Here is a 17,422-nt window from a genome sequence, read left to right as displayed (position 1 = left end):
CGCGCGGAGTACCCAGGCCGCTCCCGCGGCAACCGGGCGGGATTCAGCCGCCGACTTCTGATCCTTTGTGGACCGTCAGGGTGACGCCCGCGGCGAGCCGGTACGGCCGCGTGTCCACAATGGCCCCGAGCAGCCGTCGCAGCCGGGAGACCTCGGCGCGGACGGTGACGAGGTGTTCGGCGTCGCCGTAGAGCGCCCGGCTGAGCGCCTCGGCCGAAAGCCCGGACGAGCCCGCCGTGTCGAGGTGAACCAGGATCTCCGCGTGCCGGGGGGTCACCGTGCGGACCCAGCCGACGTCGCCCGACGCCATCCGCAGCATCGGCGCGTGACCGAGTTCGAGATCCAGCCGGACGCGGCGCGCGGTGTCGGCGGGGCGGACGAGCCAGCCTTCGGTCAGCCGTTCGGGCAGGCAGGCGCCGAGTCCCGGCACGGCGAGGATCTGACCTTCCGCGGGCGCCGCGATCCGCGCGCCGGAGGCGACCCCGGCGGAGTGGGCCACCCAGCCGTCGTCGTCCACCAGCAGTACCGGGCCGCCCACGCCGGTCACCACCGGTTCGGCGGTCCGGCGCAGCCGGTCGAGACCCTGCTGATGGTGCCGCCAGAGTTCGGATTCGACCAGGCGCCGCCCGGTCTCCACCAGCGCGCCGATCGCCGGGTGGAGGGTCAGCGCGGGACCGCTGACGTCGATCACGCCGAGCAGTTCACCGGTGCGCGGATCGTGCACCGGTGAGGCGGTGCAGTACCAGGGATGCTGACCCTGTTCGAAGTGTTCCCCGGCGAGCAGCTCCACGGGTGCGGCCTCGGCGAGCGCGGTGCCGATCGCGTTGGTGCCGACCCTGGTCTCGGTCCAGACGGCGCCCTCGGTGAAGCCCAGGGTGTCGGCCCGGCGCCGTACGGCGGACGAGCCCACCCGCCAGAGGATGATCCCGTCGGCGTCCGTCACCACCAGCAGCATGTTCGCGGTGTCGGCCGTCGCGCCGACCACCTGGCCGAGGTCCTCCACCACCAGCCGCAGCGGGGAGGCGCGGCGACGGCGGGCGACCTCGTCGAGCGGCACCGAATCCCGGGTGTTCACCCCGTCGGCGGCGAGCCCGAGGCTCAGCATCCGTGACCACGACCGCGACACCAGCGGCCGCGGCCGGACCCGCGGACGGCCGCCGCCGATCACCGCTTCGTGCATGCGGATCAGATCCCGGGCGTGCATCGGCAGGTCGACGCCGGGCGGGACCGAGCTGTGCACGCTCACAGGCCACCTCCGCACCATCGCGTCGACTGACCAGCATAGGACCGCCCGCAGAGGCGCGCCAAGGAGCCGGAGGTGCAACACGCTGCAACCTTTGCCCCCGTACCCACCCGAGGCGTGTGATCGGGGTAACAGCCGAACGCCGACGTTCAGGAGTGGCCATGACACAGACGGTGGACCGGATCGAGGCGACGGGCTCGCCGCAGGCTCGGGTGGACGCCTGGTTGAGCCGGTTCGAATCGGCTCTCGCCGCCCGCGATGTCGAAGCCGCCGCGGCGCTTTTCGCCGTCGACAGTTACTGGCGTGACCTGGTCGCCTTCACTTGGACGATCAAGACGGTCGAAGGCCGGGACGAGGTGGCGGGCATGCTCGGCGCGTGCCTCGACCGGGTCGGCCCGTCCGGGTTCCGTACGACCGAGACGCCGACCGAAGCCGACGGCGTGACCGAAGCGTGGCTCGAATTCGAAACCGCGACCGGACGCGCGAAGGGCCATCTGAGGCTGAAGGACGAAGGCGCCTGGACGCTGCTGACGAGTCTGCGCGAGCTCAAAGGTTTCGAGGAACGTCGCAACGATCAGCGGCCGAAGGGTGTCGAGCACGGTGTCGTGCGCGGCCGGAAGTCCTGGGCCGAGAAACGCGAGGAGGAACAGACCCGGCTCGGCTACGAGCAGCAGCCGTACGTCGTCGTCATCGGCGGCGGACAGGGCGGGATCGCGCTCGGCGCCAGGCTCCGGCAGCTCGACGTGCCGACGCTGGTCCTGGAACGCAACGAGCGGCCGGGCGATTCGTGGCGCAAGCGGTACAAGAACCTCTGCCTGCACGACCCGGTCTGGTACGACCACCTGCCCTACCTGCCGTTCCCGGACAACTGGCCGGTGTTCACCCCCAAGGACAAGATCGCCGACTGGCTCGAGATGTACACGCGGCTCATGGAAGTGCCGTACTGGACCAGCACCGAGGTCACCTCGGCGTCCTGGGACGAGGAACAGCGGCAGTGGCTGGTGACCGTGGTCCGCGAGGGCGAGGAACTGGTGCTCACACCACGGCACGTCGTGTTCGCGACCGGGATGTCGGGGAAGCCGAATCTCCCGTCGTTCCCCGGAATGGACGTTTTCGAGGGCGATCAGCACCATTCGTCCCAGCACCCGGGCCCGGACTCCTACGCGGGCAAGAAGGCCGTCGTGGTCGGCTCCAACAACTCCGCGCACGACATCTGCGCGGCACTGTGGGAACACGGCGCGGACGTCACCATGGTGCAGCGGTCCTCCACCCACGTGGTGAAGTCGGATTCGTTGATGGAGCTGGGACTCGGCGACCTGTACTCGGAACGCGCGGTGCGGTCGGGGATCACCACCGACAAGGCGGACATGATCTTCGCGTCGATCCCGTACCGGATCATGCCGCAGTTCCAGATCCCGGTGTACGACGCGATCCGCGAGCGGGACAAGGACTTCTACGCGCGGCTGGAAGCGGCCGGGTTCCAGCACGACTGGGGCGACGACGGATCCGGCCTGTTCCTGAAGTACCTGCGTCGTGGATCGGGCTACTACATCGACGTCGGCGCTTCGGAACTGGTCGCCGACGGGAAGATCAAACTGGCCCACGGACAGGTCGGCCATCTGACGCGTGACGCGGTCGTGCTGTCCGACGGCACGGAACTGAAGGCGGACCTCGTCGTCTACGCGACCGGCTACGGCTCGATGAACGGCTGGGTCGCCGATCTGGTCGGGCAGGAGACCGCGGATCTCGTCGGCAAATGCTGGGGCCTCGGCTCCGGGACGACGAAGGACCCAGGCCCGTGGGAGGGGGAGCAGCGCAACATGTGGAAACCCACCCAGCAGGAAGGCCTTTGGTTCCACGGCGGGAACCTGCACCAGTCGCGCCACTACTCGCTTTACCTCGCGCTGCAGCTGAAGGCGCGTTACGAGGGCATCCCGACGCCGGTGTACGGCCTCCAGGAGGTGCGCCACAAGGCGTGAGCCTCGAAACTTCGGCAACCGGGATCCCGGGCGGTCCCGGTGCCGGAGGGCACCGCCTCCGGACCCCGGGCGGTAGGCGACGTCGGGCACCGTCCCCAGACCCTGGGCGGTCCCGGCGTCGTATCCGTGTTCAGCGGGCGGCCTTCGCATAGCGGCGGGCCAGGACGGCGAAGGCCTCCTTGAGTTCGGGAGGCCCGACGACCTCGATGCCGGCGTCGAACCGGCCGATACTCGCCGCGAGCCCGGCCCATGACCACGAGCCCAGCACCAGACGGCACCGATCGGGCCCGAGTTCTTCCACGACACCGTCGCGAACGTAGTGGGACACCGTGGTCGCGGGGAGGTCGAGGACGACTTCCCCGCGACAGGGCCACTCGCCGGACTCGGACGCGCCACGGAAGCGGCTCGCGACGAACGTGGCGACGTCGGGGGCCGGCAGTTCCCGTGGGGTGAACCGTGGTCCGGTCGGGGTGCGCGGCGAGATCCGGTCGGCCCGGAAGGTGCGCCAGTCCGCGCGATCGGTGTCCCAGGCGACGAGGTACCAGCGGCCGTGCCAGGTGACCAGGTGATGCGGTTCCGCTCGGCGCGGCGCGTCCGCGTAGTCGAACCGCAGGATCTCGCGGGCGTGCACGGCCGCGCCGAGCGCGAGCAGGACGTCGCCGTCGACGCGGGGTTCCGCCCGGCTCGCCGGCGATTCGACCGCGGTGACCCGCAGGGTGTCGATCCGGCGCCGCAGCCGCGAGGGCATCACCTGCCGGACGGTGTGCAGCGCCCGCATCGCAGCTTCCTCGATCCCCGCGCCGCTGGTGGTGGCGATCTGGAGCGCGACGGCCAGCGCGACCGCCTGATCGTCGTCGAACAGCAGCGGCGGCAGTTCGGACCCGGCGTCGAGCCGGTACCCACCGTCGGGGCCCTTGATGGTCGCGATGGGGTAGCCGAGTTCGCGCAGCCTGTCGACGTCGCGCCGCACGGTGCGCGGGCTGATGTCCAGCCGCTCGGCCAGCAGTGCCCCCGGCCAGTCGCGGCGGGCCTGCAGCAACGACAGCATCGACAGCAGGCGCGCGGAGGTCTTCGGCATGTTTTCCATGATGCCTCCAGTAGAGGCCACAACCTGTCCTCTACCCCTGCGAGAGTCGTCTTGTGCCAGAAAACGACAACCCGGAGGGCCCGATGACCGCCACCATCCTCGACGCCGAGCGCGCCGACCCTGCTCGAAGCCCTCGACGCCGTCCGCGCCGCATTGACCACCACCGTCCAGGGGCTCACGGACGAGCAACTCGACGAGCATCCGACGGTCAGCGAGCTGAGCCTCGGCGGCCTGATCAAACACGTCGCCTCGATCGAGGAGATGTGGCTGCGGTTCGCGGCCGAGGGCCCGTCCGCGATGACCTACGACCTGCCGGAAGGCGTGACCTGGGCCGACCTCGGCGCCGGGACCGCCCGCGAGTTCCCGCAATGGGCGATCGACCACCAGAACAACTTCAGGATGCTGCCCGGCGACACCCTCGCGGGGATCCTCGCGCGCTACGAGCAGGTGGCCGCGCGGACGAAGGAGATCGTCTCGTCCATTCCGGACCTCTCCGCGACGCACCCGCTGCCGGAGGCGCCCTGGAATCCGCCGGGCGCGGTGCGCAGCGTGCGCCGCGTGCTGACGCACGTCATCGCCGAGACCGCTCAGCACGCCGGCCACGCCGACATCCTGCGGGAGAGCATCGACGGCCAGAAGTCGACCTGACCGTCATGCGATCGTGGCGCGAAAGCCACTTTCGGGGACTGCGTTCGCTACCCACCGGTGCGGTGGGCGGTCGAGTGCTCCCAATGTGGCATTGGGGACACTGAGCGTCTCCGATGCCACATTGGGTGCTCCGCGACACGCGCCCAGAGCCACTGGCGTTGCGAAAGCCACTTTCGCAACGCTGAAGGTTGCGAAAGTGGCTTTCGCAACCTGCCGCCGACCCCAACCCCCGGCGATGCCCCACTCACCAAGGGGGCATAGCTCGCTCACAGGCTCCTGCCGTAAGGTCCCCGCCCGTCGGCGGCCGGTGAGCATGGTGGTGGTTGTGTGCGGGAGACGGAGCGGCGGTTCCGCCCGGAAATCCAGGGACTGCGGGCACTCGCGTGCGTTCTGGTGGTCGTCTATCACGTCTGGCTCGGCCGGATCTCCGGCGGCGTCGACGCGTTCTTCCTGATCTCCGGCTTCCTCGTCACCGGACAGCTCCACCGCGCGGCGGCACGCGGGAGGATCGAGTACCGGCCGATGTGGGGCCGGATGATCAAGCGGCTGTTCCCGGCCGCGCTCACCGTGCTGCTGCTGGTCGTCGCGGTGAGCACGGTGCTGCTGCCGCAGAACCGCTGGTTCCAGACGATCAAGGAGGTCGCCGCCTCCGCGCTCTATGTGGAGAACTGGCGGCTGGCGGCGGATTCCGCCGACTACTTCGCGCAGCACAACTCGGCCAGCGTCGTCCAGCATTTCTGGTCGTTGTCGATCCAGGGGCAGTTCTATGTGGTCTGGCCGCTGCTGGTCGGCCTGGTGCTGCTGGTCGCCAAGCGGGCACGCCGCGGCGTCCGGCCGATGCTCCTCGGCGTACTCGGCACGGTGTTCGCGGCTTCGCTGGCGTATTCGGTGTGGCTGACCGCGGTCGATCAGCCGCTGGCGTACTTCGACTCGCTGACGCGGGTCTGGGAGTTCGCGCTCGGCGGCCTGCTCGCCCTGCTCGTCGATCGCGTCCGGGTGCCCCGCCCGGCGCGCGTCGTGTTGGGCTGGGCCGGGGTGGCCGGGCTCGTTTCCTGCGGCCTGGTGCTCCAGGTCGGGACGGTCTTCCCCGGCTACCTCGCGCTCTGGCCGACGCTTTCCGCGGCGCTGGTGGTCCTCGCGGGTGACACCGCCTTCAAGGCCGGCGCGGATCGTTTTCTCAGCAGCCGTCCGCTGACGTACCTGGGCGACCTGAGCTACGCGCTCTACCTCTGGCACTGGCCGGTCCTGGTGTTCTACCTCGTCGCCCGTGATCGCGAGGAGGTGGGCCTGCGAGGCGGCGCGGTGATCATCGCGCTGTCGTTCGCGCTCGCCGTGCTCACCCACCACCTGGTCGAGAAACCGGTCCGAGCCTCCGCGATCGGAACGCGGAACCGCTGGGGCGCGTACCGGTTCGGCGTCGCGACGCTCGCGGCCGTGCTCGCCGCGGCGGGCGCTTGGCAGTGGGTGAGTGTGAGCCAGGCTGAGAGCTACTCGATCGCCGTGAACGACCCCGACCACCCCGGCGCGCTCGCGCACACCGAGGGATTCGCCTACTGGGGTGCCGCCGACGCCGCGCTCGTCCCGTCGTTCGTCGCGGTGTCGGAGGACTGGGCGGGGATCGACCCGGCCCGCTGCGGCTCTTCCCCGCGCAACGCCGATCTCGAGGTCTGCACGTCGCAGGCCTCCGGGCATCCCGCCCGCCGGATCGTGGTCGCCGGCGACTCCCACGCCGGGCAGTTCCTCGGCGCGCTTCTCCCGATCGCCGAAAAGAAGAACTGGGAGGTCACGGCGATCCTTCGCGGCGGCTGCCCGTTCTCCACCGACTCGGACACCGTGCCGGGGGACCAGTCGTGCATCGACTGGAACACCGCCGTGGTCGACGAGATCGTCACGACCCGGCCCGACGCGGTGATGACGATCGGCACCAGGGATGTGAAGGCCGGCGTCGAGGAACGGGTTCCCGCCGGTTATGTCGCCCAGTGGCGCAAGGTCGACGAAGCGGGCATCCCGGTGCTGGCGGTGCGGGACAACCCGCGCTTCGGCCAGTCGCCGTCGGCGTGTGTCGAGAGCCGAGGTGCCAACGCGCCCGAGTGCGCCACGCCGCGCCATGACCTCTATGCGGCGGAGCCGCCGTATCGGGCATTGCCGGATCTGCCGCCGAACGTGCGGTTCCTCGACTTCAGCGACTATTTCTGCACCGCCGAGGTCTGCCCGCCGGTGATCGGCAACGTGCTCGTCTACCTCGACGACAACCACGTCAGCGGGACCTACATGTCGACGATGTCGGCCATCGCGGAGAAGGCGATCACCGAGGCTCTCGGCTGGGCCGACGACCACGCGGAGGAACCACCGCCGGGAGGGTGATCCAGACAACAAATCACCGTTGAATTGTGTAATGCTGCACTGATTCGACGGTCTGCCAGACCTTCACGCAACGATCAGCCCTTATCGGTGCACCGGAACGGCGGATATCGTCGTCGGCATGAAGGTCGCCGTCCACCAGGGCTCGTACGCCGAGCTGCCATCCGCGGTCGCGGCGTCGGGCGCCGATCTCGTGATCGCCGCCGAGATGATCACCTCCGGCTACCACATCGGCGCCCGTACCCACGAGCTCGCCGAGCCGGCCGACGGTCCGACGGCGGCGCGGATGTCCGCGCTGGCAAGGGAAACCGGCGTCGCGCTGAGCTACGGGTACCCCGAGTCCGACGACGGCCGCGTGTACAACAGCGTCCAGCTGATCGGCCCCGGCGGTCAGCGGCTGGCGAACTACCGCAAGACCCATCTCTTCGGTGACATCGACCGCGACTGGTTCGAGCCGGGCACCGAGGCGGTCGTGCAGGCCGAGCTCGGCGGTCTCCGCGTCGGCCTGCTGATCTGCTACGACGTCGAGTTCCCCGAGCTGGTGCGCGCGCACGCGCTGGCGGGGACCGAACTGCTCGTGGTGCCGACCGCGCTGATGAGTCCCTACGAACTGGTCGCCGACACGCTCGTGCCCGCCCGCGCCTACGAGAGTCAGCTGTTCGTCGCGTACGCGAATCGTTGCGACACCGAACGGGAACTGACCTACTGCGGCCGTTCCTGCGTCGTCGCCCCGACCGGTGAAGTGCTCGCCCGAGCGGGCGCCGTCCCGGAGCTGATCAGCGCCGAAGTCACCCGTGACGCGCTCGTCGCGTCTCGTCAGGAGAACACCCACCTCGCCGACCGACGGCCCGAGCTGTACCGAGGACTTTCCGCATGACCTCCGCCCTCCCGACCGCGATCCACCACGACGAACCGGCGGGCCGCCCGATCACCATGTTCGGCCCCGATTTCCCGTTCGCCTACGACGATTTCCTCGCCCACCCCGCCGGGCTCGGCTCGCTCCCCGCCGAGCGCCACGGCACCGAGGTGGCGGTGATCGGCGGGGGCCTCTCCGGCATCGTCACCGCGTACGAGCTGATGAAACTCGGCCTGCGCCCGGTCGTGTACGAGATCGCCGAGATCGGCGGCCGCCTGCGCACGGTGAACTTCCCCGGCTGCCCGGACGACGTCGTCGCGGAGATGGGCGCGATGCGCTTCCCGCCGTCGTCGACCGCGCTCTTCCACTACATCGACAAGGTCGGCCTGGAGACCACGCCGTTCCCGAACCCGCTGGCCGCGGGGACGCCGAGCACCGTCGTCGACCTCAAGGGGGAGAGCCACTACGCGCGCACCGCGGACGAACTTCCCGCCGTCTTCGGCAAGGTCGCGGCCGCCTGGGACAGCACACTGTCCGAACAGGCCGCGTTCACCGAGATGCAGAAGGCCATCCGCGAACGCGACGTGAAGACGATCAAGCGGCTGTGGAACGAACTCGTGCCCAAGCTGGACAACCAGACCTTCTACGGGTTCCTCTGCGACTCGCCCGCGTTCGCCTCGTTCCGCGACCGCGAGATCTTCGGACAGGTCGGCTTCGGCACCGGCGGCTGGGACACCGACTTCCCGAACTCGATCCTGGAGATCCTGCGGGTGGTCTACACCGGCGCCGACGACGAGCACCGCAGCATCGTCGGCGGGAGCAGGCAGCTTCCGTTGCGGTTGTGGGAACACGCGCCCGAGGACATGGCGTTCTGGCCCGCGGGAACGAGTTTGAGCTCGCTCCACGGCGGAAGCCCGAACCCGGGTGTCGCCAGGCTGCACCGCACCGCGCCGAACAACATCACCGTGACCGACACCGAAGGCCGCATCCGCACCTACCCGGCGGCGGTGTTCACCGCCCAGAGCTGGATGTTGCTGTCGAAGATCGCCTGCGACGAAGCGCTGTTCCCGATCGACCACTGGACCGCGATCGAGCGCACGCACTACATGGAGTCCTCGAAGGTCTTCGTCCCGGTCGACCGGCCCTTCTGGCTGGACAAGGACCCGGAGACCGGCCGCGACACGATGAGCATGACGCTCACCGACCGCATGCCCCGCGGCACTTACCTGCTCGGCGACGACCCGGACGCGCCCGCGGTGATCTGCCTGTCCTACACCTGGGCCGACGATTCGCTGAAGTGGCTGCCGCTCTCGGTCTCCGAGCGGGTCGAGGTGATGCTGCAGTCACTGAAGGAGATCTATCCGGGCGTCGACGTCCGGCGGCACATCATCGGTGATCCGGTGACCGTGTCGTGGGAGGCCGAACCGCATTTCATGGGCGCGTTCAAGGCCAACCTGCCCGGCCACTACCGCTACCAGCACCGGCTGTTCACCCATTTCAAACAGGACCGGCTGGAGGAACGCCACCGGGGTCTTTTCCTGGCGGGCGACGACGTCTCGTGGACGGCGGGCTGGGCCGAAGGCGCCGTCCAGACGGCGCTGAACGCGGTGTGGGGCGTCCTGCGTCACTTCGGTGGCGAGACGGACCCGGCGAATCCGGGGCCGGGTGACGTCTACGACGAGATCGCGCCCGTCGAACTGCCCGACTGAGCGCGGCGGTCGACCAGCCACGCCGTGCCCGCCGCGAGGAGGGCGCCGAGGACCGCGCCGATGGTGTTCATCAGCCAGTCGTTGGTGTCGCAGGCACGGCCGATCGCGGGTACGAGCGCCTGAAGCGTCTCGATCACCGCGGACAGCGCCGAGCCCGCCGCGAGCATCGTCACGGGGCGCCGGGACGCCAGGGCGGCGAAGCAGACCGGCGGAAGGAACAGCGCCATGTTGGCCAGAAGTTCCACCGAGCCGAGCGTGGGCAGGGAGAACTGGACCGTGCAGAGGACCTCGTCGATCGTGTGCACCGTCGGCACCAAGGTCAGCGCGAAGACCGGGACCGTGGACACCCCGGCGAGCGCCCACAGGATCCGCGGTCTGCCCGCGAAAGCGCGGCCCAGGACGGCGCAGACGAGCGCGAGCAGGAGGATCGCCACCGGCACGAGGGCGGAGTGGTCGAGCAGGAAGTTCGTGATCATGGTGGGCCGATCCTACGAGCCGGCGAACTCGACCTCCGACGACGAGACCACGCGCACTCGTCCGCCGGGATGGATCGCGGTGCTCAGAAGCAGGTTGTGCCGGGCGATGACCTGTTCGGCGGTCAGCCCGGCGGCCGGGTCTCCATCGGCGGACGGCGCGTGGCCGTCGGCGACCAGCACCACGTCGAGACCGTGGCTCTGCGCGGACCGGGCGGTCGCGTCGACGCAGTAGTCGGTGGCCAGCCCGGTCAGTACCACGGTGTCGACGCCCCGATCGACCAGGAGCCCCGCCAGCCCGGTGCGGTAGAAGGAGTCCGTCGCCGTCTTGTCGACCACCAAGTCGACCGGTTCGAGATCGAGCAGGGCGCTGACCCGGGTACCGGGCGAGGCGGGGTCGAAGTCGGTGCCGGGAGCGCCGATCTGCCGCAGCGCGATCACCGGGACACCGTTCTCGCGGGCCTGCCGGGCGAGCGTGGCGATCCGGGCCGCCAGCTCCTCGCCGCGCCAGACCAGCGGAACGAGCATTTCCTGCATGTCGACGATCAGCAGCGCGGCCCTCATACGCGGCAGCCTAGGGCAGTGCGGCGGGCGACTCGGCCTCCGGGATGAGCAGTCGCGGTGTTCCGGTGCCGTCGGCGGGGACGGCCCAGACGTCGGAGTGTCCCTGCGTGCGCGGGAGGGCGTAGGCGACGGAGCGGTCGTCGAGCCAGGCCGGCTGGTCGTCGACGCTCCGGGTTTCGGCCAGCGAGGTCACCGTGCCGCTCGCGAGGTCGAGCACCGAGACCCGCCAGCCCTTCGCGGGATCGCCGTCGATGGCGGACTTGTAGGCGATGCGGGTCTCGTCGGGGGAGAGGGAAGGGCATTCGACGTTGTCCCGCAACGTCCGCACGGTGCGGGCCTTCGAGTCGCCTTCGACGAGGTACCGGTGGGAGCCGGTCGACATGGTGGCGTAGAACCGGTTCGGCTGCCGCGTGAAGGTGACGCCCCAGAAGTTGACGTCGGCCGCCTTGTACGGCTTGCCGTCCACGGTCACGGCGAAGTCCTCGAGTGTGCCTTCGACGTTGTCGGTGGTGAGGTCGAGGGTGCCGGCGCGGGTGGAGAACCGGCCGCCGTTGTAGGAGTCGCCGGTGACGAACACCGTCCACGCCAGCCGCTGCCCGTCGGGCGAGACCCGTGCCCGGTTGGGCACCCCGACCAGTGGGATCTCCTGCGTCACCGCGAGACGGCGGTCGAGCACGGCCAGCTGATAGGTGGTCAGCCCGGTCTCCGGCCGCAGGCAGATCGCGGTGCCGCCCGCCGCGTGGACCCGGCTGCAGGACACGGTCGACACCGCCCGTGCCCCGCCTGGGTCGGCCGCGCTGACGCTGGACACGTGCCCGCGGTCGGCGTCGGCGGTGCTGCGGAAGAGCAACCGCGGACCGTCGAGGGTGACGGCGTCGCTGGCGCCCGCCGAGGCGGCGTCCTGGTTGCGCGCGCCCGCCACCCCGACGTAGATCACGGCGGCCGCGGCCAGCGCGAGGGTTCCGGTGACGACGATCAGGGTGCGGGTGTTCACGGTCGCGCCTTTCCTGCTGGGAGCCGAAGAAGTATCGAGGTGCAGGGCAGATGGTCAAGACGCGGCCGGTGTGCCCGGCACCGTTGCCTTACCGCCCGCCGAGGCCGCCCGCGGGCGCGTCCACAATGGACACGCTCGCGGGGTTCACCCGGCTACTGCCACACGCTCGTGATCGGCGACTTGGTGGCCGCGTTGGCGATGCCCGGCAGGCCGAACGACGCCTCGATCGTGCGCAGGATCGAGTAGTGATTGATGGATTCGCTGTAGCTGCCCGGCTTCACGTGGGCGCCGACGAACGTCGTGAAGATCTGGTTCACCGACGTCCCGCTGTCCTCGTCGAAATTGACGATCAGCAGGCTGTTGTGCGTCTTGGCCCACTGCGCGTACGCGTCGAGGTTCTTCTTCAGCCATTTGTCGCCGGTGTCGACCGAACAGTCGTGCATGTCGCTGCACAGATCCGGGGTCACGAAAGCGACGTGGGGCAGCTTGGTGAAATCGGTCGGGAACGACGAGAACCTCTTGTTCGCCGACGACGGCACGTTGCTGAAGCTGACCCAGCTGTTGTGCTTCCGGGCGTATTTGCCCTTCGTGCAGCCGGTGTAGCCGTCGGACGGCATGCTCTCCGCATAACCGACGAACTTCTTGCCGATCCCCGCCAGCTGGGAGGCGATGTTCTCCTTGTTCCCGAGATCCTGGCATTTGTTGCTGTCGACACCGTGCGTCGAGCCCGCGAACTGGGCGATGTAGTTCGGTTGGCTCGGGTGCGTCGTCCCATAGGCCTTGGTGAACTTGGCGCCCTGCGAGGCGAGTTTGTTGAAGTACGGTGCCTTGGAGCTGCCGCTGATCTCCTTGTAGTCCTTGTTCTCGAACATCACGAGGACGATGTGGTCGAACGCGGGCACCTTCGCCGCGGCGGGCTCTATCGCGGCGGCGGGAGTGTCCTGATGGGACACCACCAGCGCCGTGGCCAAACCGGTCGCGGCCACGGCCGCGACCGCGATCCGTTTCCAGAACATGGAAACCTCCTGGGAAAAAGGTTGAAACTTTGACGACCAACCATCGGGTTCAGCGGCGCTCCGCGGGCGTCGACAGAGTTGAGACATCGGATGTCTCTGGTGCATTTAAACGGCAAAGAAGTCCTCGGCCCATCAAGATCGCCTGACTGGAGTAACCGGAGGTCGTGGAACACCCCAAAACCGGCATTGGTTGGCATGAAACCATGTAAACCGGCCGCCGACCTTGTGTTCCAGGGCCGGGAACCGATGAACTTGGGGCAACTCGCTGATTCAGCCGGTCGACAGCGGTGCAGTCATTGCCCCGCTCTGTGGTGTACTCATCCGACCATTGGTTAAACTGTCGGCGTGAAGCCCTTTTCGTCGAGGCCGGCCGGATACACGATCGAAGAACTTTCCACGATCGTCGGCATGTCGGCGCGCAATATCCGGGCGCATCAGACGCGGGGACTGCTCGCCCCGCCGGTCCGGCACGGCAGGTCCGCCTACTACGGCCCGGCTCATCTGCGGCGCCTGCGGCGTATCACGATGCTGCAGAAACAGGGCTTCAACCTGGTGTCCATCGCCGCGATGCTCGGAACGACCACAGTGGACCGCGCCGAGCAGCTGGAGGCGGCGATGGCGGACATCGCCCGCGACCAGCCCGCCGTCGCCCGCTGCCTCGAACGTCACGGTGTACTCGCCAAGGACGGGACGGGAGCCCCGGCGGTCGTGCGTCCGTCCGTTTCGCGCGCGGTGGCGGACCTCGCCGTGGCCGGGATCCCGCCCGTCGCCGCCCTGCGGTTCCTCGGGCAGTTCATGGACCGGGTCGCACCGCTGGCCGGTGAGCAGTTGGCCGCGCTGAAAGCTCAGGCGGGAGACGACTCGCCGGCTCCCCGGGCCTGTTTCGCGGACCTCCTTGTAAGCGCTTTCAAGATCGCCGTGGAAAACGCGGCCGAAGTCACTTTCCCAGCCGGGGAGCCAGGGACCTGGCCACCGAGGTGACCGCCGCCGTCGCCTCGCCGAGACCGGTGCCTTCGGAGGAACCGGACAGGATGACGACGATGTAGCGGTCGCCTTCGCCGACGAGCCCCGTCGTGTGCGCGTCCACCGAACCCCGCCCGGCCGCCCAGCCCTGTTTCACGGCCCATGGCCGGTCGCCGAAGGCCGAAGGGATGCCGAAGTACTGGTCGAACCCGTCGGCGGCGGTACGGCTCGCCTGGCGCAGGGGGCCGAGGATGACGTCCCGCTTGGCCTTCGGGAGCTTGAGGACGCGCCGGTACACCGCGGCGATGTCGTCCGCGGTGGACAGTGTGTCGCCCCAGCGGCCCGCGTCGGCGGGCGGAGAGGTGTTCTTCAGGCCCGCGGCCGCCACCGTCCTGGTGACGATCGCGGGGCCGCCGTTCCTGGTCCAGAGCGTGTTGGCGACCGCGTCGTCGCTTTTCGCCAGCATCCGGCGGAGGTGGGCTTCGTCGGTCTTGCTCGCCTTGCGGGTGACGGCGTCCAGCGCGATGAACAGTTTCACCACCGACGCCGTGCGGAATCTCTCCGAACCGTGGTCGTGGATCACCTGTTCGCCCGACGTGCGGTCGAAGACCACGGTGGCGCCGCGTCTTTCGGGCGCCGGCCGGCTTTCCGCGACCGACTCGAAGATCACGTAGCCGATGATCGCGGCGATCACCGGGAAGACGATCAGGATCGTCACCCGAAGTCGTGGTCGCCGGTTCGTGCCGGGCACTGCGATGGGCCTGGTCTTCTGGTCGAACATGGTGCCGATGCTCGGAGACGATCGTCGTGGCCCCGTCTCGTTCGTGTCATGACTCTGTAACGGCGGCGGACCGCACGAAAAGTGTTTTCGCGCTTCGGGAAATGAGCTGGGAAAGCGGGATTCCGCCTCGGTCGATCGGCCGAGGCGGAATGGTCGTCCGGACGATGCGCGGACACGGGACCAGTGACCTCGGGCATGGACGACTTCGTGCCGGAACGGCGATCACGCGTGATTGAACGGCGAACACCGTGATCGCCTTCCAATCACGCGAGATCGCCCTTCAATCACGCGAGTTACGTCTCTGATCACGCGAGTTACGACTTTCGGGACAGGTGGTCAGACCAGTTCCGAAGAGACGACCGACGACAGCCCACGCAGCCGGTCCAGCAGCGGCTCGACCTCGGCGGCGTCGATCAGGACGGCGCAGGTCATGGTGCTTTCGCGGACGCCGTCGCGGACGTCGACGGACAGGTCGTGGACCAGGCAGCCGAGCGCCTCGACCAGGCCGGGGATCTGCTCGACGCCACCGACGAAGTAGGTCGCGATCCGGCGGCGGACCAGCATGGACGAGCGAGGGGCGGGAACCTGGAAAGCGGTGATCGACATCGTGGGACTCCAAGGGCGGGAAAACGTACAGGCCATGGAGGGCCAGGTCCCGGGAGATGCCCCGTGTCGAGGGGTCGCCGAACTGCGCGCCGGCGACCTGGTTCAGCCGGCGCGCTCGACTACGAGTCGGTTCAAGCGGAGTCGAGTCCAGCGGCGCACGGCGACAGGCTAGCACGTCACGAGAGGCGTAGCCGAGAACCCTGCTCGCGGACGTGTGCCGCGGTGCCGCAGTCGAGGTCCAGTTGCCGCTGCCGTTCGGCCACGAACGCCCGGCCGAGCCCGGTGCGATCCGAAGTGGACAGTGTGCGCCGCAGCTCGTTCAGCAATCCGCGTTCCTCCGCGCGGATATGCGCGTCCACCGAATTCTCCAGTACCGCCAACGCTTTCTCGGGGTCGGTGGAGTCCAGTACGGCCAGCAGTTCGTCCGCGAGCCCGCTCTCCGTCGCTTCGGGACGGACGATCCGCTCCGTCGCGGTCGCATGGGCGACCAAGGACGCCGAGAGCTCCGCGATCAGCGCGGGCCGGTCGGCCTCGTCGTTGCGGAGGTCCCGGAACAACTGTTCGATCCGGCGGTGATCGGCCAGGACGACCTCGACCAGGTCGGAGCCCGGGGGAGCGGCGGCCGGCCCGGGGCGCATCCAGCCGAACGTCAGTTCCACGGCCTGGCGCCAGTGCGAGTACTCACTGTCGCGGCGGGCCGGGTCCATCGTCGGCAGCCACTGCCCGGCGCGGTGCCAATTGCGGCGCAGGCCCTCCAGATCCGGCCAGTACCCGACCGACAGCCCGGCCGCGTACGCCGCGCCCAGCGACACCGTCTCGGCGACCATCGGGCGCACCACCGGCACGTCGAGGACGTCGGCGACGAACTGCATCAGGAGGTTGTCGGCGGTCATCCCGCCGTCCACCTTGAGCGTCGACAGCGCGAGCCCGGAGTCGGCGTTCATCGCGTCGACGACCTCGCGCGTCTGCCAGCCCGTCGCCTCCAGTACGGCCCTGGCCAGGTGGCCCTTGGTGATGTACGACGTCAGCCCGGCGATCACGCCGCGTGCCTCGCTGTGCCAGTGCGGCGCGAACAGGCCCGAGAAGGCGGGCACGATGTAGCAGCCGCCGTTGTCCTCGACCGTCCGCGCCAGCGTCTCGATCTCGGGCGCGCTGCCGATCAGTTCGAGGCCGTCGCGGAACCACTGCACCAAGGACCCGGTGACGGCGATCGACCCTTCGAGGGCGTAGACGGCGGGCTCGTCACCGATCTTGAACCCGACGGTGGTCAGCATGCCGTGGGTCGACAGCACGGGTGTCGGGCCGGTGTTCAGCAGCAGGAAGCTCCCCGTGCCGTACGTGCACTTCGCCTCGCCGGGCGCGAAGCAGGTCTGGCCGAACAACGCCGCCTGCTGGTCGCCGAGCGCCGCCGCGATCCGGATCCCCGGCACCACCCGCGACGTCGTCCCGTACACCTCGGTCGACGGGCGGATGTCGGGCAGCATCGCGCGCGGGACGTCGAAGAACTCCAGCAGTTCGTCGTCCCAGGACAACGTCCGCAGGTTCATCAGCATGGTGCGTGAGGCGTTGGTGACGTCGGTGATGTGGACGCCGCCCTCGGGGCCGCCGGTCAGGTTCCAGATCAGCCAGCTCTCGACCGTGCCGAACAGCACGTCGCCGCGTTCGGCGCGTTCACGCAGGCCAGGAGTACGTTCCAGCATCCAGCGGATCCGGGGAGCGGAGAAGTACGTCGCCAGCGGCAGCCCGCACAGCCGCCGGACGCGGTCGGCGCCGGGCTCGCGGGCGAGCTGTTCGAGCATCGCGTCGGTGCGGGTGTCCTGCCAGACGATCGCGCGCCCGACCGGGTTGCCGGTGTGCCGGTCCCACAGCACCGTCGTCTCGCGCTGGTTCGCGATGCCGAGGCCTGCCACCTGGGCGGGTTCGACGCCGGCGTCGGCCAGCGCCTGCGGCACGATCCGGCCGACGTTGCGCCAGATCTCCGTCGCGTCGTGCTCGACCCAGCCCGGCCGGGGGAAGTGCTGCTGGTGTTCGCGCTGGGCGACCGACACCAGCCTGCCGCGCGCGTCGAACAGGATGCACCGCGTCGACGTGGTGCCCTGGTCGATCGACATCACGTAGCGCTGGACCACGCGAGCACCTCCA

General features: G+C 69.3%; 15 protein-coding genes. 6 read left to right on the top strand and 9 right to left on the bottom strand.

Features of this window, described 5'->3' with window-relative positions:
* Nucleotides 1-43: 43 nt before the first annotated feature.
* Nucleotides 44-1,246 (bottom strand): sigma-54-dependent transcriptional regulator family protein, encoded by a 1,203-nt coding sequence (locus tag ACZ3HL_RS40165; protein ID WP_465536908.1) that lies wholly within the window; start codon nucleotides 1,244-1,246, stop codon nucleotides 44-46.
* Between the two features lie 158 nt (nucleotides 1,247-1,404).
* Between ACZ3HL_RS40165 and ACZ3HL_RS40160 the strand changes: the two genes are divergently transcribed.
* Nucleotides 1,405-3,222 (top strand): flavin-containing monooxygenase, encoded by a 1,818-nt coding sequence (locus ACZ3HL_RS40160; RefSeq protein ID WP_465536907.1) that lies wholly within the window; start codon nucleotides 1,405-1,407, stop codon nucleotides 3,220-3,222.
* Between the two features lie 130 nt (nucleotides 3,223-3,352).
* On the opposite strand, the gene ACZ3HL_RS40155 is transcribed toward ACZ3HL_RS40160, so the two are convergent.
* The gene (locus tag ACZ3HL_RS40155) at nucleotides 3,353-4,300 is read right to left on the bottom strand and encodes a helix-turn-helix transcriptional regulator (protein ID WP_465536906.1); all 948 of its coding nucleotides are present in this window, start codon (nucleotides 4,298-4,300) and stop codon (nucleotides 3,353-3,355) included.
* A gap of 162 nt (nucleotides 4,301-4,462) precedes the next feature.
* Between ACZ3HL_RS40155 and ACZ3HL_RS40150 the strand changes: the two genes are divergently transcribed.
* The 4 genes from ACZ3HL_RS40150 to ACZ3HL_RS40135 all read left to right on the top strand — a co-directional run bounded on the left by ACZ3HL_RS40150 (nucleotide 4,463) and on the right by ACZ3HL_RS40135 (nucleotide 9,883).
* Nucleotides 4,463-4,957, top strand: coding sequence for a DinB family protein (locus ACZ3HL_RS40150; RefSeq protein WP_465536905.1), 495 nt, complete (start codon nucleotides 4,463-4,465; stop codon nucleotides 4,955-4,957).
* A 327-nt stretch (nucleotides 4,958-5,284) separates the two neighbouring features.
* Nucleotides 5,285-7,321 carry an acyltransferase family protein gene (locus ACZ3HL_RS40145; protein WP_465536904.1) on the top strand — a complete coding sequence of 679 codons (2,037 nt, stop codon included), beginning with the start codon at nucleotides 5,285-5,287 and terminating at the stop codon, nucleotides 7,319-7,321.
* A gap of 118 nt (nucleotides 7,322-7,439) precedes the next feature.
* A complete protein-coding gene (locus ACZ3HL_RS40140) occupies nucleotides 7,440-8,195 on the top strand; it encodes a carbon-nitrogen hydrolase family protein (RefSeq protein WP_465536903.1) in 756 nt (251 codons plus the stop codon).
* Entirely contained in the window at nucleotides 8,192-9,883 is a 1,692-nt protein-coding gene (locus tag ACZ3HL_RS40135; protein WP_465536901.1) for a flavin monoamine oxidase family protein, read from the top strand. The genes ACZ3HL_RS40140 and ACZ3HL_RS40135 overlap by 4 nt, the downstream gene beginning before the upstream one ends.
* On the opposite strand, the gene ACZ3HL_RS40130 is transcribed toward ACZ3HL_RS40135, so the two are convergent.
* The 4 genes from ACZ3HL_RS40130 to ACZ3HL_RS40115 form a co-directional block, all read right to left on the bottom strand.
* On the bottom strand, nucleotides 9,847-10,359 hold the full coding sequence (locus ACZ3HL_RS40130) for a VanZ family protein (RefSeq protein WP_465536899.1): 513 nt from the start codon (nucleotides 10,357-10,359) through the stop codon (nucleotides 9,847-9,849). The genes ACZ3HL_RS40135 and ACZ3HL_RS40130 overlap by 37 nt on opposite strands.
* Before the next feature lie 12 nt (nucleotides 10,360-10,371).
* Nucleotides 10,372-10,920 (bottom strand): isochorismatase family protein, encoded by a 549-nt coding sequence (locus ACZ3HL_RS40125; RefSeq protein WP_465536898.1) that lies wholly within the window; start codon nucleotides 10,918-10,920, stop codon nucleotides 10,372-10,374.
* Between the two features lie 10 nt (nucleotides 10,921-10,930).
* Nucleotides 10,931-11,914, bottom strand: a complete 984-nt coding sequence (locus ACZ3HL_RS40120; RefSeq protein WP_465536897.1) for a hypothetical protein — start codon at nucleotides 11,912-11,914, stop codon at nucleotides 10,931-10,933.
* 152 nt (nucleotides 11,915-12,066) lie between these two features.
* Complete coding sequence (locus ACZ3HL_RS40115; RefSeq protein ID WP_465411880.1) at nucleotides 12,067-12,930, bottom strand: alkaline phosphatase family protein; 864 nt, start codon at nucleotides 12,928-12,930, stop codon at nucleotides 12,067-12,069.
* 345 nt (nucleotides 12,931-13,275) lie between these two features.
* On the opposite strand from ACZ3HL_RS40115, the gene ACZ3HL_RS40110 reads away from it, so the two are divergent.
* The gene (locus ACZ3HL_RS40110) at nucleotides 13,276-13,911 is read left to right on the top strand and encodes a MerR family transcriptional regulator (protein WP_465536894.1); all 636 of its coding nucleotides are present in this window, start codon (nucleotides 13,276-13,278) and stop codon (nucleotides 13,909-13,911) included.
* Here ACZ3HL_RS40110 and ACZ3HL_RS40105 read toward each other — a convergent pair.
* The 3 genes from ACZ3HL_RS40105 to glpK all read right to left on the bottom strand — a co-directional run bounded on the left by ACZ3HL_RS40105 (nucleotide 13,868) and on the right by glpK (nucleotide 17,409).
* Nucleotides 13,868-14,674 carry a serine hydrolase gene (locus tag ACZ3HL_RS40105; protein WP_465536892.1) on the bottom strand — a complete coding sequence of 269 codons (807 nt, stop codon included), beginning with the start codon at nucleotides 14,672-14,674 and terminating at the stop codon, nucleotides 13,868-13,870. The two genes, ACZ3HL_RS40110 and ACZ3HL_RS40105, sit on opposite strands and share 44 nt — an antisense overlap.
* 336 nt (nucleotides 14,675-15,010) lie before the next feature.
* Nucleotides 15,011-15,280 (bottom strand): hypothetical protein, encoded by a 270-nt coding sequence (locus ACZ3HL_RS40100; protein ID WP_465411877.1) that lies wholly within the window; start codon nucleotides 15,278-15,280, stop codon nucleotides 15,011-15,013.
* Nucleotides 15,281-15,456: 176 nt separating this feature from the next.
* Nucleotides 15,457-17,409, bottom strand: a complete 1,953-nt coding sequence (glpK, locus tag ACZ3HL_RS40095; protein ID WP_465536890.1) for a glycerol kinase GlpK — start codon at nucleotides 17,407-17,409, stop codon at nucleotides 15,457-15,459.
* Nucleotides 17,410-17,422: the final 13 nt, after the last annotated feature.

Source organism: Amycolatopsis sp. NPDC000009 (assembly GCF_055563465.1).
Note: the sequence above shows the minus strand (reverse complement) of the source record. Positions and strands in the feature narration are given on the sequence as shown.